Genomic DNA, 17,533 nt, shown 5'->3' on the forward strand with positions numbered 1-17,533 from the left:
CGCGCTCCTGCACCAGGCTGAGCAGCCGCTCCCAGACACCGGCCCGGGACCAGCGGATGAAGATCTGGGCGGCCCGCCACCACGGACCCAGTTCCTCCGGGATCGCCCGCCATTTGGCGCCGTTCCGATGCCGCCACAGGATCGCCGAGAGCGTGCGTTGCAGGTCCTGCGGCGGCGTCTTGGCCTTGGGCCGGCACGCCTCGACCAGAGGCTCCAGTTCAGACCATTGCGCGTCGCTCAGCATCGTCCCTCCCGCAATCAGAGAGACGAAAACGCAAAACGCGCCAATCCGTTCAAGCGACGACAGGCCCTAGCGGCGATCAAGTCGTGTCCGCTTCGCCCGCGGAGACAGTCAATCTTCAAGATGTTGCGGCCGGGCTGGCCGAGCAGGGGTTCCGGGTCTTCCCACTGATCCCGGGCGGGAAGACACCCGCCGTTGAAGACTTCCCGAACGCAGCGACCCCGGACCCTGACAGGGCGCTGGCCTGGTGGTCGCCGGTTCTTGGTGACCCGGACGAGCGTAACGTTGGCGTCGCGACCGGTCGCGGGCTCGTCGTCATCGACTACGACATGAAGCCCGGGCAGGACGGCGCTCGCAGCCTGTTCAACCATGAGATGCGCGGCCTTCCGACCACGCTGACTGTCAGAACCCCCACCGGCGGAATTCACAAATACCTTCGAACCGATCCGGAGCTCCGCCTCGCCAACAGCGTCGGCAAGATCGCCCCCAACACGGATGTTCGGGCCGAGAATGGGTACGTGGTTGCCCCGGGTTCGGTCACAGAGAAGGGGGCGTACGTTGTCATTGATGACAGCCCCATCGCCGACGCGCCGGAATGGCTCATAGCCGAATGCGGGGCGGCGCGGGTCCGGGCCGCCGACGTTCAGGACCTCGTGGAGCTCGACACCGAGGGGGCCATCTCTCGCGCTACCGACTACCTGAAGCACCACGCCGAGCCGAGCTACAAGGGGTCCGGCGGCGACCTAGCAGCGTTCAAGGCGGCGTGCGGCGCGCGGGACTTCGGCATCTACGAGGTGACGTGCCTCGAACTCATGCTGGAGCACTGGAACGACCGCGGGGTACCGTCGTGGTCGCCCGAGCGGCTGCAAGAGAAGGTCGAACATGCCTACCGCTACGCCCTGAACCCGGCCGGCGTGGCGAGCGCCGACGCCGAATTCGGCGAGCTCCCTCCCCTCCCCCTCGGGGAGGGGTCGGACGCACAGGCCGGCAAGTTCGAACTCCTGGACTTCAACGACTCGGCCGACCGCGCGGAAACCGCCGCGGCCGAACCGCTCATCGAAGGGCTTATGGACCGGTGGGCCATGTCGGTCCTCTACGGCGCGAGCAACGAGGGGAAGACCTTCGTCATGATGGACTTGGCGTATCACATCGCCATGGGTCGCCGCTGGAACGGCCGGGCAGTGAAGCGCGGACCTGTCGTTTACGTCGTCGCCGAGGGCGGCAACCAAATCCACAAGCGCACGGCCGCCCTACGGGAGCGATACGGCGCGGAGGGCGCGCTGTTCGACCTCATCGTGGCCCCCGTGAACCTTCTCCGGTCGGACGCGGATCTCAAGGACCTCATCTTGGCCCTGAAGGCGGCGGCGGCGAAGCGTGGCGCGCCCGTCGAGCTCGTGGTGGTCGATACGCTGTCCCGCGCGCTGGCCGGCGGTGATGAGAACAGCAGCGTCGACATGGGCGCGATCGTCCGCAATCTGGACCGCCTCCGGGCGGCCAGCGGAGCGCACTTGGCCGTCGTCCACCACACGGGCAAGGACGCGGCCCGCGGCGCGCGCGGCCATTCCCTGCTTCGCGCGGCCACCGACACGGAACTCGAGGTCGCCGGGGGCCGCCTTATCACCCGCAAACAGCGCGACACCGAGGAGCGGGTGAACCTCGGGTTCCGCCTCGACAGCATCAAGGTCGGGCAGGACTGCGAGGGCCATTCGATCAAGGGCGCGACCTGCGAGTGGGAACCGGTCTCGGAATTCTCCGCCCTACCCATCACGGGAGCGGAGGCCGAGGCCCTCGCGGGTTTCGAGACGTGGCGCGGCGAGTCGATCCGGAGGGCCGCCCTGGAGGGGGCATCCGGCCACCCCATCACCTTCCGCACGTCCGAGGTCCTGGCCTTTTTCACTGACTCTTCGCGAGAGGGGGCGAAGGTATCGGAATCGACCATCAAGCGGTGGTTGGGTCAGTGGGACCAATCGGGAATGGTCCGAAAAGAGAAGCGCGGCCAATGGGTTGTTGCTGAAGGGTCAAAAGGGTCAACGAACGGTCATATGGCTTCTGACCCCTCCGGCTCAGTTCGGTTCAACGGGCCAACACACTGAAAGTGTTGGCCGGACCTGAACCGCCGACCCGAACCAACGAACCACCAGGAACAGCACCGATGGCCCCCAAACCCCGCAAACCGCCCAAGCCGATGGACTTCACGCTCCCGGACGGGCAGCGGTACGTCCAGGTCGGGGCCGAGCCCCATGAACTCCGGTCCGGCCGCGCCATGTCGCTCCTCGTGCTGCGGTCCGAGTGCCCCATCTGCGGGGCGCCCTTCCTGTTGAAGGCCTCTCGACGCAACGCGGCGGCGCGTATTCTCAGCCGCCGTTGCCCGGAACATCGTATACCAGGCGTAACGGTGGAGAAGCACAAGGCCCGGCTCGCGGCGGCACTGGCCCGGCAGACCGAAGCGGCGGCGCGACGAGCGCACGCCGCCGCCCTCTTGGCGATGTTTGATTAAGTCGGCGGGGCCGAAAAAGCTGCCGTTATGACGGAATTACGCTTATCCTAGCCGCACTTAACATTTCGGGCCGAGACACCGATGACCCGCCCCCTTGCCCGAGCCGGCATGTCGCCGGATAGCCTCCGGGACTTCGCCCGGCACATCGTCGCCGGCAAGCTCCCGGCCGACGCCGCACGCCTGGCAGGCTTCCCCGATATGACCCGCACGGACCGGGTGATGACCTCTCCGCACTTCCAGCGGGCGAGGGATGAGGCCTTGGAGCAGATGTTCCGGGAGGACGCGCCAGAGATGCGGCGCATTCTGCGGGACATCGCCCGAGATGCGGCCACCCCGGCCCGCGTCCGCGTCGATGCGGCAACCCGGATGCTCGACCGCGCCGGGTTCGGGGCCATCAGCATGGCCGATAAGGTGCGAGCCTCCGAGATCCGCGACAAGCGCCCCGAGGACATGACGCCCGGCGAGCTCGCCGAGCTCATCGAGCGCCTTGAGCGGGAGAAGTCCGGGCGGGCCGTCTCCGTGAACGAGGCTCCGGCGGCCGAATTTACGCCGCACAACTTTATGGACTGACCTGCCTATTTGGCGGGGTTGTGAGAATTGTGAATTTCGGAACTCAAAGTATTCGAAAATAAAATTGCAGAAACCCAGAAAAGTATAGTAGACATGGCAAATATTGTGTGAGATTTAGGTTCACGCACGCACTGAAACGCGTAACAAATGCGCGGGCGGCCATGGGGGGACTTATGCTCAAGCCAGTCGATCCTATCGAGACCCTTCTCCAGCGCATCCGGGAGGAGGATGGACTTGCCCGCGAGGCGGACGAGCGGCACGACGTCCGCGCCCTGGAAGGGCACAACGCCATTGTTGATGCGCTTCTGGAGCGGGTGCGGCGGATTCCTCTCATGAGCCCGGCCGGGGTGGCCGCGGTGCTGGAGACGGCGGAGGCGCTCGTCGCCGGGAGTGGTGCCGACGCCGACGAAGCCGACCTCGCCGACGCTGCAGAACTCGGACAGGTCGCCAGCCGCTTCCGGGCGGGGCAGGTCTGCGAGGCGGACCGGGCGTTCCTGTCCCACGTCTCCTTCTCCGGGGGGCTCGGGGACCATCTCGTCGGGGCCGTGAGCCTCATCCGCGCCGCCGCCCGCTCCGCCTGTAGGCCGAGCTTCGGCCAAGCCCTGGCCGCCTAGGTGCGCATGGAGCCTCCCGAACGCTCGCCGATCGGCAAAGCTGAACTAAGGGCTGTCCTGCGCCGTGTGGCGCGGGACGTCCGCCGCGAGGCGGCACCCTCTCCTGAGGACGTCGCTGCGCTGGAGCGGGCCACTCGACAGGTCCGGGAGGCTGGCGGCCGTGAGACGTTCGCCGTCCTTATCGAGACCGCCTTGGAGCACGCGCGCGTGCTCGGCCTCATGCGCCGCGCGCTCCACTGAGATGGCCGCTCGGCGAAAGGGCCGAGGCGGCCTGACAACCGGGGAGTTCGCGGCGGCCACCGGCTACACGATCCGGTCGATCGAGCGGTTCGTGAGCGAAGAACTCATCATTCCCGCGAGCCGGACCGATGGCGGACATGCGCGCTTCTCGGACGAGCAGGTTGAGGCGGTCCGGCGGTGGCGGCGTCACTCCCCGTACCGAGACCCGATTGGAGCGGACGGGAAGCCCATCCCGAAGAACCCCGGGCGGATGCATCGGGAGGCGCAGATTTGGGCGCGGCGGTGGGTGCTGCTGCGCCGGATTCGATCCCTGAAAGCCGGTGAAAAGCTGTGAAGGAGGACCAATGGACCACCCCCACGCGGCCCATCCGCCCCGAGCGGGGGCGAGCCGCAACGCCCCGCGGAGCGCCCTTCAGGCCAGCGTCAGCCACCCCGCCCTGAAGCCGATGGGCGAACCCTCTCAACCGCCAGATCGCCCTCTATGCCGTGACCCTGGCGGCGGCGGCTCGGGAGGCGCGGGGTGTCGTTCAATAAGAACCTGGACCGCCTGTTCGACGCCGCCGCGGGTGTCTGCTGCTACTGCGGGTGCGGGACGTACATGGTGCGCCGGGAGCCGGGCCCCGACGCCATGCGGCGGTTCGGCATCCCGGAAGTTCCGGGCTCCGCCAGGGTGCTGGCCTACCGGCTCGCCAGCATTGAACGCATCGTGCGCCACGTCGACGGCGGGACCTACGCGGCCGACAACATCGCCCTCGCCTGCGCCTTCTGCAATTCGCATCGGGGCGACGCCTCGCCGGAGGACCATCGCGCCGCCATGGTGGCCCTAGCCGCCTCCAGTCTGCATCCGAACCACCAAGCCGAACCGACGCCCGAGCGGCTGTTCCGCCGCGCCAAGCGTGCTCCGGCCATCACAGCCCCATCCCTGGCCGCCTGACCGCCGGTCAGTTCCGCTTGCGGACGTGGGCCGCGTAGTCCCGCTGGATGCCGTCTTCGATCTCATCAAGTTGCTCGGGTGTCATGCCCGCCAGCATCTCCTTCGCGGCCTTCGCCACCGCATCGAGTTCAGGACCGAGCTCCGAGAAGTCCGGTTCGAGGCCGCGGACGGCGTATTCGGCCTCGCAGTCATCGTGCGCGGTCCTCGCGGGGCCAGGGGCCGGATCCCGTGCGAACGCGCCGAAGGTGGCCAAGTGGAGCTCGTGCAGCGCGGCCGTGTCGAGCCTCTCGTGCTTCCGCCCGCGGGCCAGATAGTCTTGAACCCTCGCGGCGGCCCCCCGTCTCCATGGTGGTGTGCGCGATGTCTTCAGCCGATGCCATGGTGCGCCTCATACGAACTGGTGGGGGAGCGGATCGAGGCCGCTGAACCAGTTTCCGAGCGATTGCGTCCTGTTGCTACCGAGGCCCGAGCCCCCAACCGCCGAACCAAGATTGCCGATGGCCATCAGGGTCGACCCGCCGCCAAAAAGGCTATCAAGGCACATGAGCGGGGTTCCTATGAAGGAGTACCCAGTCCAGCGACCACCGGCGTTACGTCTGCGAGGTCGAAACTACCACGGCCCCGCGCCAAACGCCTAGGCTGCTGGCCGATCCCCCGAGGGTTTCAGCCGATTTAAAATTTGTCGAGCGGCATCCTGGACCGAAGAAAGGATGAGCGGCCCTCCACCCCGGGGAGGCGGGCCGCCCTGGCCGGGAGGCGGATTGGCTCCAAGCCGGACCTCCCTGCCCGGCGGCCTCACCCGGCCCGTGCCAGCACCTATCAATTGTGAGCGGTGGTCCAGTCCCCCCCCCCCCCGCTTCAAGCCGCTGGACCATCCCAACGAAGCTCGATCCGAAACCAATCCCCGGCGGGCTTATATGCCTGAGTGATACCCCGGTGCTACCCAACCGTCCACCAGCACAGTGACGCCCTCAAGAGCACCTGCCTAAATGCTTACAGATTATCGAGAAAATTGGCGCACCCGACACGATTCGAACGTGTGACCTTTGCCTTCGGAGGGCAACGCTCTATCCAGCTGAGCTACGGGTGCTGACCGCGAAGCCTGCTTAGCCCAAATGGTGGTCGAGTGCAACGGCGCCGTGGGCGCCTTTTGGCTCAGAGGGAGGTCTACGAGGGCTCCGAAGGCAAAGGACACACGTTCGAATCGCGTCGGGTCGCGCGATTGGTCACAGCGTCGCTTGTGCGCCGGGATGTTGCGGCGGGCGCGGCGCGGCTGCGGCGCGCGGTGTGCGCCGCAGCCGCGCCGTCAGTAGCCCTCTACGAAGAGCGCGAGCCCCACACCCCAGCTTGTCCAATGACCATCGGGGTGAGTTGATCCAGGCATCTTTCTGAAGCGCTCGGGTGCTGCGTTCAACGCGTCGCGCAGTTCGCCAACAAGGCGCGATCCAGCGCGCTGGGCCGTCCACTTCTGCGATAGGGTATGAGCGAAGGCCCATCCGCCGGAGAGCTTCAATCCATTTCGCTCGCCACCGCGCCCATGGATCTGCCTCAGTTCGGCTTTGAGCTGCGCCGCAACGAGTGCCGGAAGCTGCGCTTCGCCAGCATCAACGAGATTGCGAATGGCGTTGGCAACGCGACTGTCCCAGATCACCTGAGGATAGCCGACGGCATGAGCATCATGATCGAAATGCGCTGTCGCAAAAGCCGCGACCTTCGTCTATCCGCTGCTCCACGGTGCTTCAACGGCTTCTTGCTCACAAGGAGCGCCGGCGGCCTGAAGCGCTGATGCGAAGACTGCTTGAACTTGTGAGGCGTCAATTGGGCTTCGACTGCGAACGCGTCCCCAGGTGAACACACGATGCGTCAGGTCGACGGCCAGACGCTGCTCATCAGGTGTCCAAAACGAGCATTCGTTCAAACCTTGTGCGAGATGAAGGCTGTCGGATAGGATAGGCGCCAATCGCGGTGCCAGTTCCTGATACCCATCGCCGGCCCAATGGTAAGCTAGACCGCGGTTGGCCCACGGTGAGCCAACCGACGCAATTGAGCGAGGACGCCATACGTTGCCCCTTCGGGCCTTCAAAGGCACTGCTTGAGCAGCTGGCCAAGCGGACAGCGTTTCGCAGAGGATGCTCGCAGCATTGTGGGCTATGGTCGCGTTCCTAATGTCTACCATCGCCTCGTCCCCAACCCTCAGCCGAGATCATCGAGAAATTCGGAGCCGGGTCGCACGCCGGTGATTAGCAGCCGGTCGCGCGCTCGAGTGCTAGCGACGTAGAGGAGGTGTCGTTCGGTCTCGTAGACCTCCTCCAGTTCTGCCTCGTCACTAACCGTGTCGATCCTCTCCTGCAGGGGAAGCACACCGTCGTCGCAGGCGAGAACAACGACGGCCTTGAACTCAAGCCCCTTGGCGAGATGCATCGTGCCGATGGTGACGCTCGCGCCTGCGGCGCGCGGTGCATCACCCGGCTCGACCGGCACGAAACCGGCGGCCAGAGCGACGGCGCGGGCGCGATCGAGTTGGGCGCGGCTGCGGACGAACAGACCAATTTCGTCCGAGACGATGCCGTCCGCGCGGGCCGCATCGAGGAAGCCGAGAATCGCGTCGCGCTCGGCGGATTCGTCGTCGAGTTTCAGCACCTGCGGCTGCGGCCCATCGAAGACCGAGACCGTGCCTTTGCGCGCCTCCTCGCGCCCGTCCATGTCGTGGACGGCACCGGGCAGCAGGCGGTCGGCCGACTCTCGGATCTGGTGCGAGGTGCGGTAATTCACCTTGAGCGTGGTCGAGCGGCCGCGCACGTCGACGCCGAGGGCCTTCCACGAGAACGGCGGCTGGAAGATGCGCTGGCCAAGATCGCCCGCGAAGAACAAGCGGTCCTGACCCTCTGGTGCGACAGCCCGGAGGAGGCGCAGCTCGGGCACACCGAGATCCTGGGCCTCATCCACGACGATGTGACTGAAGGGCTTGGTTGCCTGCACGACGTAATGAGCGGCGAGGCCAGTGAAGACCTGCGCCCAGGTGGCCAGGCCCTGGCTCGCGAGCCGGGCACGGGCCGCCGTGAAAATCGGCCATAGGGCGGCGCGTTGCTTGGCGCCGAGGCGGCTGCGGCGGCCGGGGCGCGGCGTTTCGGCATAGGCGGCTTCGTCCGAGACCTGCCACGCGTCGATGACGTGGCGGAACTCGCTCGTCAGGAAGCGCTCGGACCACGTGTCCGTTCCGCCCGCCGCCTGAACCAGGGCACTCCGTATCTGGGCGAGAGCGGCGATGCGGGGACGGCGCGCATGGACAAGCTGGTGCAGCTCCTCGGCCACGCCTTCCCAGGGCGCGACGGTGAGGCGACCGCTGGCTCCGGGGTCCGCGGCGACGAGGAGATCGACCTTGCGCTGGAGCGCGTCCGCCAGCGGCTTCGAGAAGGTGGTGAGCAGCACCCGCGCCTGGGGATCGGAGCGGGCGAGGCGCACGGCGCGGTGCAGGGCGACGACGGTCTTGCCCGTGCCCGCCGAGCCGGCGACCCGCGCCGGTCCGTTGTAGCTGCGCGCGATTACCCCGGCCTGGGACGGATGCAGAAACACCGACCATCGTTCCCAGGGCGCCTCGAGGGCGGCCCGTAGGGCATCGACGTTCTCGATGACGCGGAAGCGGCGCTGGGCGTCCGGGTGAGCGAAGGGGTCGATGGCGTCGGAGGGCGGGGGTTTCGGGAGCCGTCCCGTCGCGGCGTATTCGAGGAGCGCCTCGGCGGCTTCCGCCGGCAGATGCGCTGCGATGTCGAAGAAGCGGGCTTCGGTCGCCGCGCGCACCGGCTCGATCCAGTCTCCGGGCAGCCCGATCGACAGCAGGTCCTCGTCCGGGAGACCGGCAAACAGGATGGGGTCCGGCACCGGCCGCTCCGGAACCGTCGGCCTGAACAGGGTCGGCGCGCTCTCCTCGACCCGGGCGCGGGATTCGACGATCTGCACGGCGCCGGTGCGGGGATGCGCCTCGATCCGCCGCCGCTCGGCCCAGGCATAGGCCTTGTCGTGGTGATCGACATAGGCGAGGAGCAGGCTCGCTGCCGTCCTATGGACGATGATGCGAATGTCGCGGTTGACCCGCACCGACCAGAAGTTCGGGTCCTTCGAGGCCTCGATGCGGTGGAACTGCAGGCCCGGCCCCGCGGGGTCGAGCTGCATGTCGAACGCCGATGTCTTGACCGCCTTCTGTTCTTGGGCCGGCAGGCGGGCGAGGGCGGCGGTGAAGGTGTCGGCGATGCGGAAGTCCATCATTTGCTCGCTTTGGTTCGACCGCGCGCTACCCGCTTTTCCGCCTGTATTTGGCTAAAAGCATCTTTGGTCATGGCTGAGGATTTTAATTTCCCTTCGGTCAAGTAGTCTTTAATTCCTAGCGCAAAAGGACGAAGCCGCCTGTAAGCAACCTGAGCTTGGGCTGTATCATATGTAATGACGTTCTTGATAGCGTTGGATAAATGAATTCCATTTCTGAGTTTGTAAAATTTTGAAATTTCGTGCCCTATGCTGCTATGTATAAATCCGATTTTTATGCAGCAGGCAATTTTATCGTCGAATTTGATTGCGGTTTTGTCGCGCTTTAAAGGCTTTTGCTTACAAAGAACAAGATTTGAGCCATCTACATCAGAAAATATCAGTTTTTTGCTGTAATCAGATGGAATAAACTCGCTTCCGTAGGATAATTTTTTAACAAGATCATGCTCCTTATAGACGTCTTCGAGCATGTATCCTATGACCGCCTCATAAATAGATGCATATTGCATAATCTGAAATTTACTATGGGCATGCAGTTCGTTGCCGCTGCATGACAATCCTTGACCAAGCTTGTAAATGTATCTTGCAGTAAGATAGGCAATTACGACCTCATCAAGCAACTTATTGTCTTCGATGAATCCAAACAAATTTCGTATATGATCCTCGGGTTCATTGTATTTTATGCAATATTCATTAACAATTTTGATGGTTTCTTGCGGAAGTGTTTTCATCTCACACCCCATAAACCTTCATCACCTCGTCCCCGAAGTGATTGATCACCTTCACGGCGATCCGCCCCGTCGCGGGTCGAGCGAACGGCCGGCTCGTCGCCCGGTAGAGGGTCGCCCAGGCGGCTTCGTCGATCTCGGCCTTGAGCGCGGTTTTCAGCGACTTGTAGGGGTCGTTGGCGCCGAGGAAGTAGGCGTGGCGGACGAAAAAGCTTTCCTCGTCGTAGTCGGTGTCGACGAACCACGCGGCGATGCCCGACGTGTCGTCCGAGCGCACCTCGCCGGTGTTGGGGTCGAACACGTCGATGCCCTTCACCTCAACCTCCATCCGGTCGCCGTCGAGGCGGCGGATCTCGATGTCGGGCTCGCCGAAGACCACGAACAGGTTGCCCTTGCCGGTGGTCTTGAGGTCGTCGGCCATGTGCAGGTCGGGGTTCATCTTCGCCTGGAGGATCGGCAGGGGGCCGAGCCGGGTCAGCTCGCTCGCATGGGCGTCGTAGGCGAAGGCGCAGGCCACCAGCACGTCGAAGCGGGCGTCGGCTGCCTCGCGGGCGGCGGCGACGAGGTCGGGGCGCGACAGCGTGCCGAATTCGGGGCCGATCAGGATGGCGGCGCGGCGCTCGAGGCCGGGCGCGTCCGCGCTGCCGCCCTCGACGAAGCGCCCCTCGGCGCCGATGAAGCGGCCGGGCCAGGGCTGGAGCAGGGTGAAGCGCACCCGGTCGGCCCGGTCGCGACCCTGCACGCCGGCGGCGGAGAGGTTTTCCAGCACCATCGCGGAAAAGTCCTGGGTCGGCGTGCCGGCCTTGGTCCGCTCCCGGCGCCCGTCCAGCGCGTCGAGTTCCTCGTCGAGGTCGAGGCTGTCCGAAGGGATGATGCGGTGGGGTGAGAGGCTCTCGACCGTGAACGGACCGGCGACCCGAACCTTGCCGGCGTCCGTGTAAGGCCGGTCGTAGAGCATCTCCACGTCGGCGGCGCGCGCGATCGAGGCGTCGATCTCGCGCTGCCGGGCGATCCGCGCCTCCCACCACGCGGCATGCGCTGCGCGCGCCGGCTCAGGCCAGCCGGCCCCGGCCTCGCGCGGGATCTGCCACTCCTCCCACGTCTGCCCAAGGGCCGCATTCAGTTCGCCGCGCAGGGGCTCCAGCTTCTGCTGGAATTTCTCCCAGATCACGTCGATCTCGGCATTGTTGGCGATCGACTTAAGGGTGACGTGCGGCGCGCGCTCGTAGACGAAGCCCTGGCGGATGTCGCCGTAGGCGGCACTCTGCGGCTGCGGACGGCCCGAGACCGCCTGCTCCTTCGCCCGGCCCTCGGGGCTGTCGGCGAGGAGGTAATAGGGATAGCGCGCGCTCATCAGGCGCGTGCGGGCGAGGGCCAGGGCGACGCGGCTCGTGTCGATGGTGATCCAGCGCCGGCCCCATTGCTCGGCGACCGTGGCGGTCGTGCCGGAACCACAGGTGGGGTCGAGGACGAGGTCACCGGGATCGGTGGCCATCAGGATGCAACGTTCAACGACTTTTGTAGATGTTTCAACAACGTAACGCTTATCAGACGAAAACCCCGCAACGGAAGTGTCTGACCAGAAATCGGTAATTGGAAAGGCGGCAAAATCGTCAATGAATCGGACGTATCGCAGAGTATTTCCGGCAGGAATAAGTCGATCAGATTTGCCAAGGCGATCCATGCCTAGCTGATTTGTTTTCCAGCGTCCTTTATCCGATGGCCGGAAAACTTTACCGTCAACATTTACAGGAAACCAGCTTGCCGCGCCTTCACCTTTGTCGCGCCCAATGCTTTGACTAGTAAGATTATCGCGCGTGAGAACGCGCCCCTCGGTGATCGATGAGTCAGCTTTCTCGTCACTATTGAATGGTCTCCTAAAGCCATCTTTCTCCTGTACAAATCCATATCCGGAGGCTCCAATGCCACCGATCAATTTGGTCTTGTACAATGTTCTAAATTTAGCAAATGATTTGTTTTTCGCATATATTATTATATAATCAAAAGAGCTGCCTAAAAAATCTCTGGTTGATCCAGATGTTTTTGTAAATGCAATCAAGGCAAGGTAGTTTTCTGATCCAAACACCTCATCCAAAACCGTGCGCACGCGATGCACGTTCTCATCGCCGATCTGCACGAAGATCGACCCGCTCTCGTGCAAAAGCTCGCGCGCCACGGTGAGCCGATCGCGCAGATACGTCAGATACGAGTGAATCCCGTCCTTCCAAGTATCGCGAAACGCCTTCACCTGCTCGGGCTCGCGCGAAATGTCGGTCTGCTTGCCGTCCTTGACGTCGCGGGACTGCGTCGAGACCTGCCAGTTCGAGTTGAACCTGATGCCGTAGGGCGGATCGAAATAGATGCACTGCACCTGCCCCTTCATGCCCTCGCGCTGGGCCAGCGAGGCCATGACCTGGAGGGAGTCGCCCAAAATCATCCGGTTCGACCAGTGCTGGTCGTGCGCATAGAACTCGGTGCGGGCCTCCGGATCGAGGCCGTTGAAATCCGCGAACAGGTCGGGCGTCTCGTCCTCCGGCGGCCGGGCGCCGGCGCGGCGCAGGTCGTCGATGATGGCCTTCGGGTGGATCTTCTCCTGGATGTAGAGGGGCGGCGCCTGGACGATGAGGTCGGACCAGTCCTGTTGGTCCTTGCCGCGCCAGACGAGCTGCGCATCGCCGATGGCCGTCTCGCCGGTCTCGACCAGGGCACGCACCTGCTCGGGGGTGAGGCGAATGCGGGCGCCGTTCCAGACGATCTGCGGATCGAGGTCGGGGTCGCGGGGCCGCGTCTCGCCCTCGGGCAGGGGCCGGGCGCGCGGATAGACGCCCGGCGCGAAGCCGGTGATCGCCTCCTCGGCCTCGGCGAAGCTCTGCAACTCGGCGGTGGGGATGTTCCTGCGCTGGGCCTCGTCGTGCTTGAGCGCCTCGACGGACTTGGTCGTGCTGCGGGCGGGTCCGCGCGCCATCAGTGGGTTTCTCCGAGAAGGTCGATCAGGGTGGCGGCGTAACGCTCGGTCTCGGTGGCGAGCCACGCGATGAGACGATCGCGGTCGGCGGGGTCGACGTAGCTGGCGGGAATCGTCTTGATGAAGAGGTAATCCGCGCCGGGATCGAAGGCGACACCGAGGCGCGCGGCCAGCGGCTCCGACACGGGGGCGAGCCGTTCGGCCACCGTCGCCACCGGCGTGCCGCGCGGTCCGCGAATGCAGAGACCGACGTAACGGTCGGCGAGGAAGCGGGACAGGAACAGGCCCGTCTCGCCCACCGGCGCCCACCGATAGAACGCCGCGTTCGGCTTGCCGCGCGCGGCCTCGGCGGAAACCTGGTTGCAATAGGCGCTCCAGAAGGCATGGCGACGATCGCCGACGGGACCCCGTTCCGAACCCTGTCGCACGGTGTCCTGGAGCCGTTTTTCCCAGTCGTTGGGTCGCTCGAGGATGTCGAACAGGGGCGCCAGCGGCGAATCACCGATCCGAACGACGCGGAGCTTGACCGCGAAAAAGGCGAACTCCGCGCTGGTGTGCCGGTTCAGCCAGCGGATCGCCGACAGATGGGCTTCCCGGAACTCGGGAGCGACCCACACGACGGTGTGGGCATCGAGCCCGGCGAGGTAGGTCAGGATCTGACCGAGATGGCCGTGATCGCTGACCTCCAACTGGTTCTCGATCAGCACGTTGGTGCCGTCGGTGACGTTGCGGGCGAGGATGTCGGCGGCAAACCGCGTCACCGCCACCTCGGATTCGACGTGCTCCAGCTTCACCCCGAGGGCTTCGCCGAGCCGATCCAGATTCTGCGCCAGCCAGGGCGTGAAACCGAGCGCCTCGTGGGTCCAGGCCTGACGCACCGTCACGTCCTGAAGGCGACCGAATTCGACGGCTCCGCTCACGCGGCAATCTCCTCTCCGACGAGATCGTCGACGAGTTCGCCAAACGTCGTCTCGATGGTGAACACCTCGCGGAATTCGAAGAAGGCCCAGCGCCCCTGGCCGGAAAGGGCGTTGACGCCGGGCACCCAGGACACGTCCATCGTCTCGGCCTTGAGTTGCGCGTCGGTGCCGCGATAGCCCTTCGTCTCCAGGACGAGGTTGAGCGGTTCGGGCCTTCCGTCGTCGAGGCGAACGATGAAGTCGGGTAGGTAACGTCGCGGCACGGCGCCGTCGCGATAAGGCACCTCGAAGCCGAGGCCCTGGTTCTTCACGTAGGACAGCACCCGTGGATGCGCCTCCAGCACGCGGGCGAGTTCGCCCTCCCAGTCGGAGTCGAGAACCACGTGGCTGACGTGGCACTTGCGCGGGTCGGTCTCCCAGACCGGCTTCGCGGTGGTGAAGCTCACGAAGCGCGTCGAGCCTGCCGGATTGTAGGGGTCGAGCACCGCCTTGATGCGCTGGGATGCCGAGACCGAGCGCTGACAGGCGAGGTAGATGAACTCCACCGCCTGCTCGGCGAGCTGCAGATAGAGCACGGCGGCGCGCGGCACGCCCTGGGCGACGAGATACCCCCCGTCGAGCCACTGGCGGACCACGCGCTGCGCCTGCCCGAACAGGTGGACCGGGAAGTCGCCGTCGGGATCGCGCAGACGCGTCTCCAACAGGCGCTTGGCGAGCTTGAACGACATCTCGCTTGGGCGCATGTCCCTGAACGAGTCCTCCGCGTCGAGCGTCACCTGCTCCCCGACGATGCCGGACATGTGCACCTTGGCTGGGCCGACAGTCTCTGGCGTCAGGGTCAGGCGGCTGTCGTCCGTGAAGCTGGCGCTCAGGCGCTCGTTCGGTAGATCGACCCGGTAGCCCTCGACGCGGGGAAAGCCGATCTCCAGCCCGGCGCGCTCGCGCAGGGCCTGGACGCGGGTGAGCTTGCGCGGCGGTGCCGGGACCGAGACCACCGGCTCGGCCGTGAACGAGAACGGGATGCCGAGGATGTCGGCATATTCGACATTGAACAGCCCCTCGTCGTTCAGCTCGTAGGATTGCCGGCGCAGGCCGCGCCCGACCACCTGCTCGCACAGAAGTTGGGTGCCGAAAGCGCGCACGCCGAGGATGTGCGTGACGGTGTTGGCGTCCCACCCCTCCGTCAGCATCGAGACCGAGACGACGCAGCGGATGCGCTCGCCGAGGCGGCCCTTGCGGCCGACCGTATTCATCACCTCGCGCAGGAGATCGGCGTCCGTGGTTTCGGCCGCCGTGACCGCGTCGACACCGCGCTCGATGCGCTCGCGGCGGAACTGCTCGATTTCGGCCGCCGCCATCTCCCGGAAGGTCGGATCGAGGGCCTCGCCGGATTCAAGCTGCTCGCTATCGATGAGCAGCGTGTTGGGTTTGGCGAGCCGCTGGCGGTTGTCGTCGTAGTTCCGGAACAGGCGTAGGTGTCCGACGTGGCGCGTCTCGGATTCGCCCTCGGCGTTGGGCCGCTCGAAACCGGCGATCCATTCGTAAACGAGTTTCGACGCGGCGGTGTTGTTGCAGACCACGATGAAGACCGGCGGCACGTCGATGCGCTCTCGCTCCCAGACCTCGCTCGTTTTCTCGTAGTGGCCGTAGAGGGCATGCAGCGCAGTCTGCAGCTGGCTCGGGAAGACGTGGGAGAGCGGATCCAACGTGCCGGCCTTGCCCGCGCCCTTCTTCGGCATCGCCTTGCCGATGTGCTCCCAGAGCTCGCGATAGAGAGGCACCTCGCCGCTTGCGGCATTGTCGGCGATGGGCACGCGCGGGAGTTTGACGATGCCGCACTCGATGGCGTCAATGAGCGAGAAGTCGCTCACCGTCCACGGGAACAGGGTTCCTTCGAGGTAGCCCGAGCCGCGCAGAAAGAACGGTGTCGCCGACAGGTCGTAGACCGCGCGCACGCCGACCTTGCGCTTCAACGCCTCGATCCCGGAGATCCATAGCCGCGCGGCCTCGGCATTGCGCTTGGCCTCCTCGCGATCCTCGGCGGCGACGGGGTTCTCGTCCGCTCCGTCCGGCTTCTCACGGTAGCTCCTCCACGAGGCGCTCGATCTCGTCGAGCATCCCATTGACGTCCCGCGCCAAGCGGTCGAACTCGTCGCCGGCCTCGCCCACGGGCAGGCGCTGACGCAGGTCGCCCCGCATCACCCGCGCGACCGCCGCTTCCGTCGAAGCGAGCCTGCGCTTGGCGCGCCCGGCGAGCAGCACGCCGCCGAGGATGGAGAAGGCCAGGGTCGGGACGAGGGCGAGACCGAGGGCCCGGATCACCGTCGCCTTGGCCCTGTCGATCTCGTCGGTGTCGTGGGCTACCACCACGACGCTGCCGTCGCTCGAGGTCATTGCGGCGGACCAAAGGTCTTCGTGCAGGCGCCGTCCCGCGATGGCGACCTGGGTGCCGATCCGGCGAACCTCGCCGTCGAGGGGCAGGCCGGTCGGCCGTGCATCGAGATTGCCCGCGAGCCTGGTGCCATCCGCCGCGAACAGGCCGGCGAAGTGGACGCTGTGCAGATCCTCGCTGATCCAGGTCTCGATACGGGTCGCCGCCTGTCCCGGGTCTTGGGCGGCGTACCGGACCTCGTGGCGCAGCACCTGATTCAGTTCGTCCTGCATGAACGCGGCGGTCTGCCAGTAGACGAAGGCGAACAGGAGCAACGACAGCAGGGTCGACCACAGGGCGATGCCGAGCGCCCAGCGGAACGCGAAGGAGCGGGTCAGCCTAGACATCGGGGGTCAAGGTGAAGCCCTCGCCCCGGACATTGTGAATCAGAACCGACTCGCCCGGGCCATCCAGCTTCTTGCGCAGGCGCCCGACATGGACGTCGATGAGGTTGGATTTCGGGGCGAACCGATAGTTCCAGACCTCCTCGAACATCATCGCCCGGGTCACGACCTGGCCTGATCGACGCATGAGGTATTCGAGGAGCTTGAACTCGCGCGGCAACAGGTCGAGGGCGCGCGCCCCTGCGCCCGGTCCCGGCGAGAAGGTCGAGTTCGAGGCTCCCGACCCTGAGGATCGTCTCACGGGATTCCGTCGGCCGCCGTAGCAGGGCCTCGATCCGGGCTGCGAGCTCGGCGAGGACGAACGGTTTGCCGAGGTAATCATCCCCGCCGGCGCGCAAACCGCGGATGCGCTCGTCGACGTCGCCGAGGGCGCTGAGGACCAGGGCCGGCGTCCGATCCCCGGCGCTCCTCAGGTCACGCAGGAGGGTGAGCCCGTCGAGACCGGGCAGCATCCGGTCGAGGATGATGGCGTTCCAGGGCTCCGACCGGGCCGCCTGCGCCCCATCCGGACCCGTGGCGGCCCAGGCCACCGCGTGCCCGCGCCCGCGCAGGCCGCCGAGGATCTCTTCGGCCGTGGCGGAATCGTCTTCGATCAGCAGCAGCTTGGCCAATCCCGTTCACTCCCGGGCTCGCGCCCCTGTCCTGGTGCCTCATGTGGTTCGGGGCCGGGACCGGGGCCACGAGTGTGAACCCGAATTTAATGGTGCGGGTGCGCGCCCGTCCTATATC

At 65.6% G+C, this 17,533-nt stretch carries 14 protein-coding genes, 1 tRNA gene and 2 pseudogenes; 7 read left to right on the forward strand and 10 right to left on the reverse strand.

Annotated elements, in window-relative coordinates; genetic code table 11:
- On the reverse strand, window positions 1–244 hold a 244-nt coding region (locus BM249_RS19240; protein WP_143103807.1), incomplete at its 3' end, for a transposase.
- Window positions 245–327: 83 nt separating this feature from the next.
- Between BM249_RS19240 and BM249_RS19245 the strand changes: the two genes are divergently transcribed.
- The 6 genes from BM249_RS19245 to BM249_RS19270 all read left to right on the forward strand — a co-directional run bounded on the left by BM249_RS19245 (window position 328) and on the right by BM249_RS19270 (window position 5,096).
- Entirely contained in the window at window positions 328–2,334 is a 2,007-nt protein-coding gene (locus tag BM249_RS19245; protein ID WP_091975029.1) for an AAA family ATPase, read from the forward strand.
- A gap of 59 nt (window positions 2,335–2,393) precedes the next feature.
- The gene (locus tag BM249_RS19250) at window positions 2,394–2,738 is read left to right on the forward strand and encodes a hypothetical protein (RefSeq protein WP_143103808.1); all 345 of its coding nucleotides are present in this window, start codon (window positions 2,394–2,396) and stop codon (window positions 2,736–2,738) included.
- A gap of 81 nt (window positions 2,739–2,819) precedes the next feature.
- Window positions 2,820–3,308 carry a hypothetical protein gene (locus tag BM249_RS19255; protein WP_091975033.1) on the forward strand — a complete coding sequence of 163 codons (489 nt, stop codon included), beginning with the start codon at window positions 2,820–2,822 and terminating at the stop codon, window positions 3,306–3,308.
- A 173-nt stretch (window positions 3,309–3,481) separates the two neighbouring features.
- Window positions 3,482–3,922 (forward strand): hypothetical protein, encoded by a 441-nt coding sequence (locus tag BM249_RS19260; protein ID WP_143103809.1) that lies wholly within the window; start codon window positions 3,482–3,484, stop codon window positions 3,920–3,922.
- A gap of 241 nt (window positions 3,923–4,163) precedes the next feature.
- Entirely contained in the window at window positions 4,164–4,496 is a 333-nt protein-coding gene (locus tag BM249_RS19265; protein WP_091975037.1) for a MerR family transcriptional regulator, read from the forward strand.
- A 186-nt stretch (window positions 4,497–4,682) separates the two neighbouring features.
- Window positions 4,683–5,096 (forward strand): hypothetical protein, encoded by a 414-nt coding sequence (locus BM249_RS19270; protein WP_091975040.1) that lies wholly within the window; start codon window positions 4,683–4,685, stop codon window positions 5,094–5,096.
- 7 nt (window positions 5,097–5,103) lie between these two features.
- On the opposite strand, the gene BM249_RS19275 is transcribed toward BM249_RS19270, so the two are convergent.
- Together BM249_RS19275 and BM249_RS19280 are read right to left on the reverse strand one after the other, a co-directional pair.
- The gene (locus BM249_RS19275) at window positions 5,104–5,349 is read right to left on the reverse strand and encodes a hypothetical protein (RefSeq protein ID WP_091975042.1); all 246 of its coding nucleotides are present in this window, start codon (window positions 5,347–5,349) and stop codon (window positions 5,104–5,106) included.
- 760 nt (window positions 5,350–6,109) lie between these two features.
- Window positions 6,110–6,186, reverse strand: a tRNA-Arg gene (locus BM249_RS19280).
- A gap of 390 nt (window positions 6,187–6,576) precedes the next feature.
- On the opposite strand from BM249_RS19280, the gene BM249_RS19285 reads away from it, so the two are divergent.
- The gene (locus tag BM249_RS19285; protein ID WP_091975044.1) at window positions 6,577–6,882 is read left to right on the forward strand and encodes a hypothetical protein; all 306 of its coding nucleotides are present in this window, start codon (window positions 6,577–6,579) and stop codon (window positions 6,880–6,882) included.
- A 407-nt stretch (window positions 6,883–7,289) separates the two neighbouring features.
- Here the strand turns inward: BM249_RS19285 and BM249_RS19290 are convergent, their stop codons facing one another.
- From BM249_RS19290 to BM249_RS19315, 7 genes and pseudogenes are all read right to left on the reverse strand, one after another.
- Complete coding sequence (locus BM249_RS19290; RefSeq protein ID WP_091975073.1) at window positions 7,290–9,356, reverse strand: 3'-5' exonuclease; 2,067 nt, start codon at window positions 9,354–9,356, stop codon at window positions 7,290–7,292.
- Window positions 9,356–10,087 (reverse strand): hypothetical protein, encoded by a 732-nt coding sequence (locus tag BM249_RS21400; RefSeq protein ID WP_143103810.1) that lies wholly within the window; start codon window positions 10,085–10,087, stop codon window positions 9,356–9,358. The genes BM249_RS19290 and BM249_RS21400 overlap by 1 nt, the downstream gene beginning before the upstream one ends.
- Before the next feature lies 1 nt (window position 10,088).
- Window positions 10,089–13,049, reverse strand: a complete 2,961-nt coding sequence (locus tag BM249_RS19295; RefSeq protein WP_091975046.1) for a site-specific DNA-methyltransferase — start codon at window positions 13,047–13,049, stop codon at window positions 10,089–10,091.
- A complete protein-coding gene (locus BM249_RS19300; protein ID WP_091975048.1) occupies window positions 13,049–13,969 on the reverse strand; it encodes a hypothetical protein in 921 nt (306 codons plus the stop codon). The genes BM249_RS19295 and BM249_RS19300 overlap by 1 nt, the downstream gene beginning before the upstream one ends.
- Window positions 13,966–16,053, reverse strand: a pseudogene (locus BM249_RS19305) (BPTD_3080 family restriction endonuclease); the annotation flags it as partial. The pseudogene BM249_RS19305 and the gene BM249_RS19300, both read right to left, overlap by 4 nt.
- Entirely contained in the window at window positions 16,046–16,747 is a 702-nt protein-coding gene (locus tag BM249_RS19310) for a HAMP domain-containing protein (RefSeq protein WP_244528870.1), read from the reverse strand. The pseudogene BM249_RS19305 and the gene BM249_RS19310, both read right to left, overlap by 8 nt.
- Window positions 16,740–17,415: pseudogene (locus BM249_RS19315) on the reverse strand (response regulator transcription factor). Before BM249_RS19315 ends, BM249_RS19310 begins: the two are co-directional and overlap by 8 nt.
- Window positions 17,416–17,533 lie beyond the last annotated feature (118 nt).

This window comes from Methylobacterium gossipiicola, assembly GCF_900113485.1.
Taxonomy (GTDB): Bacteria; Pseudomonadota; Alphaproteobacteria; order Rhizobiales; family Beijerinckiaceae; genus Methylobacterium; species Methylobacterium gossipiicola.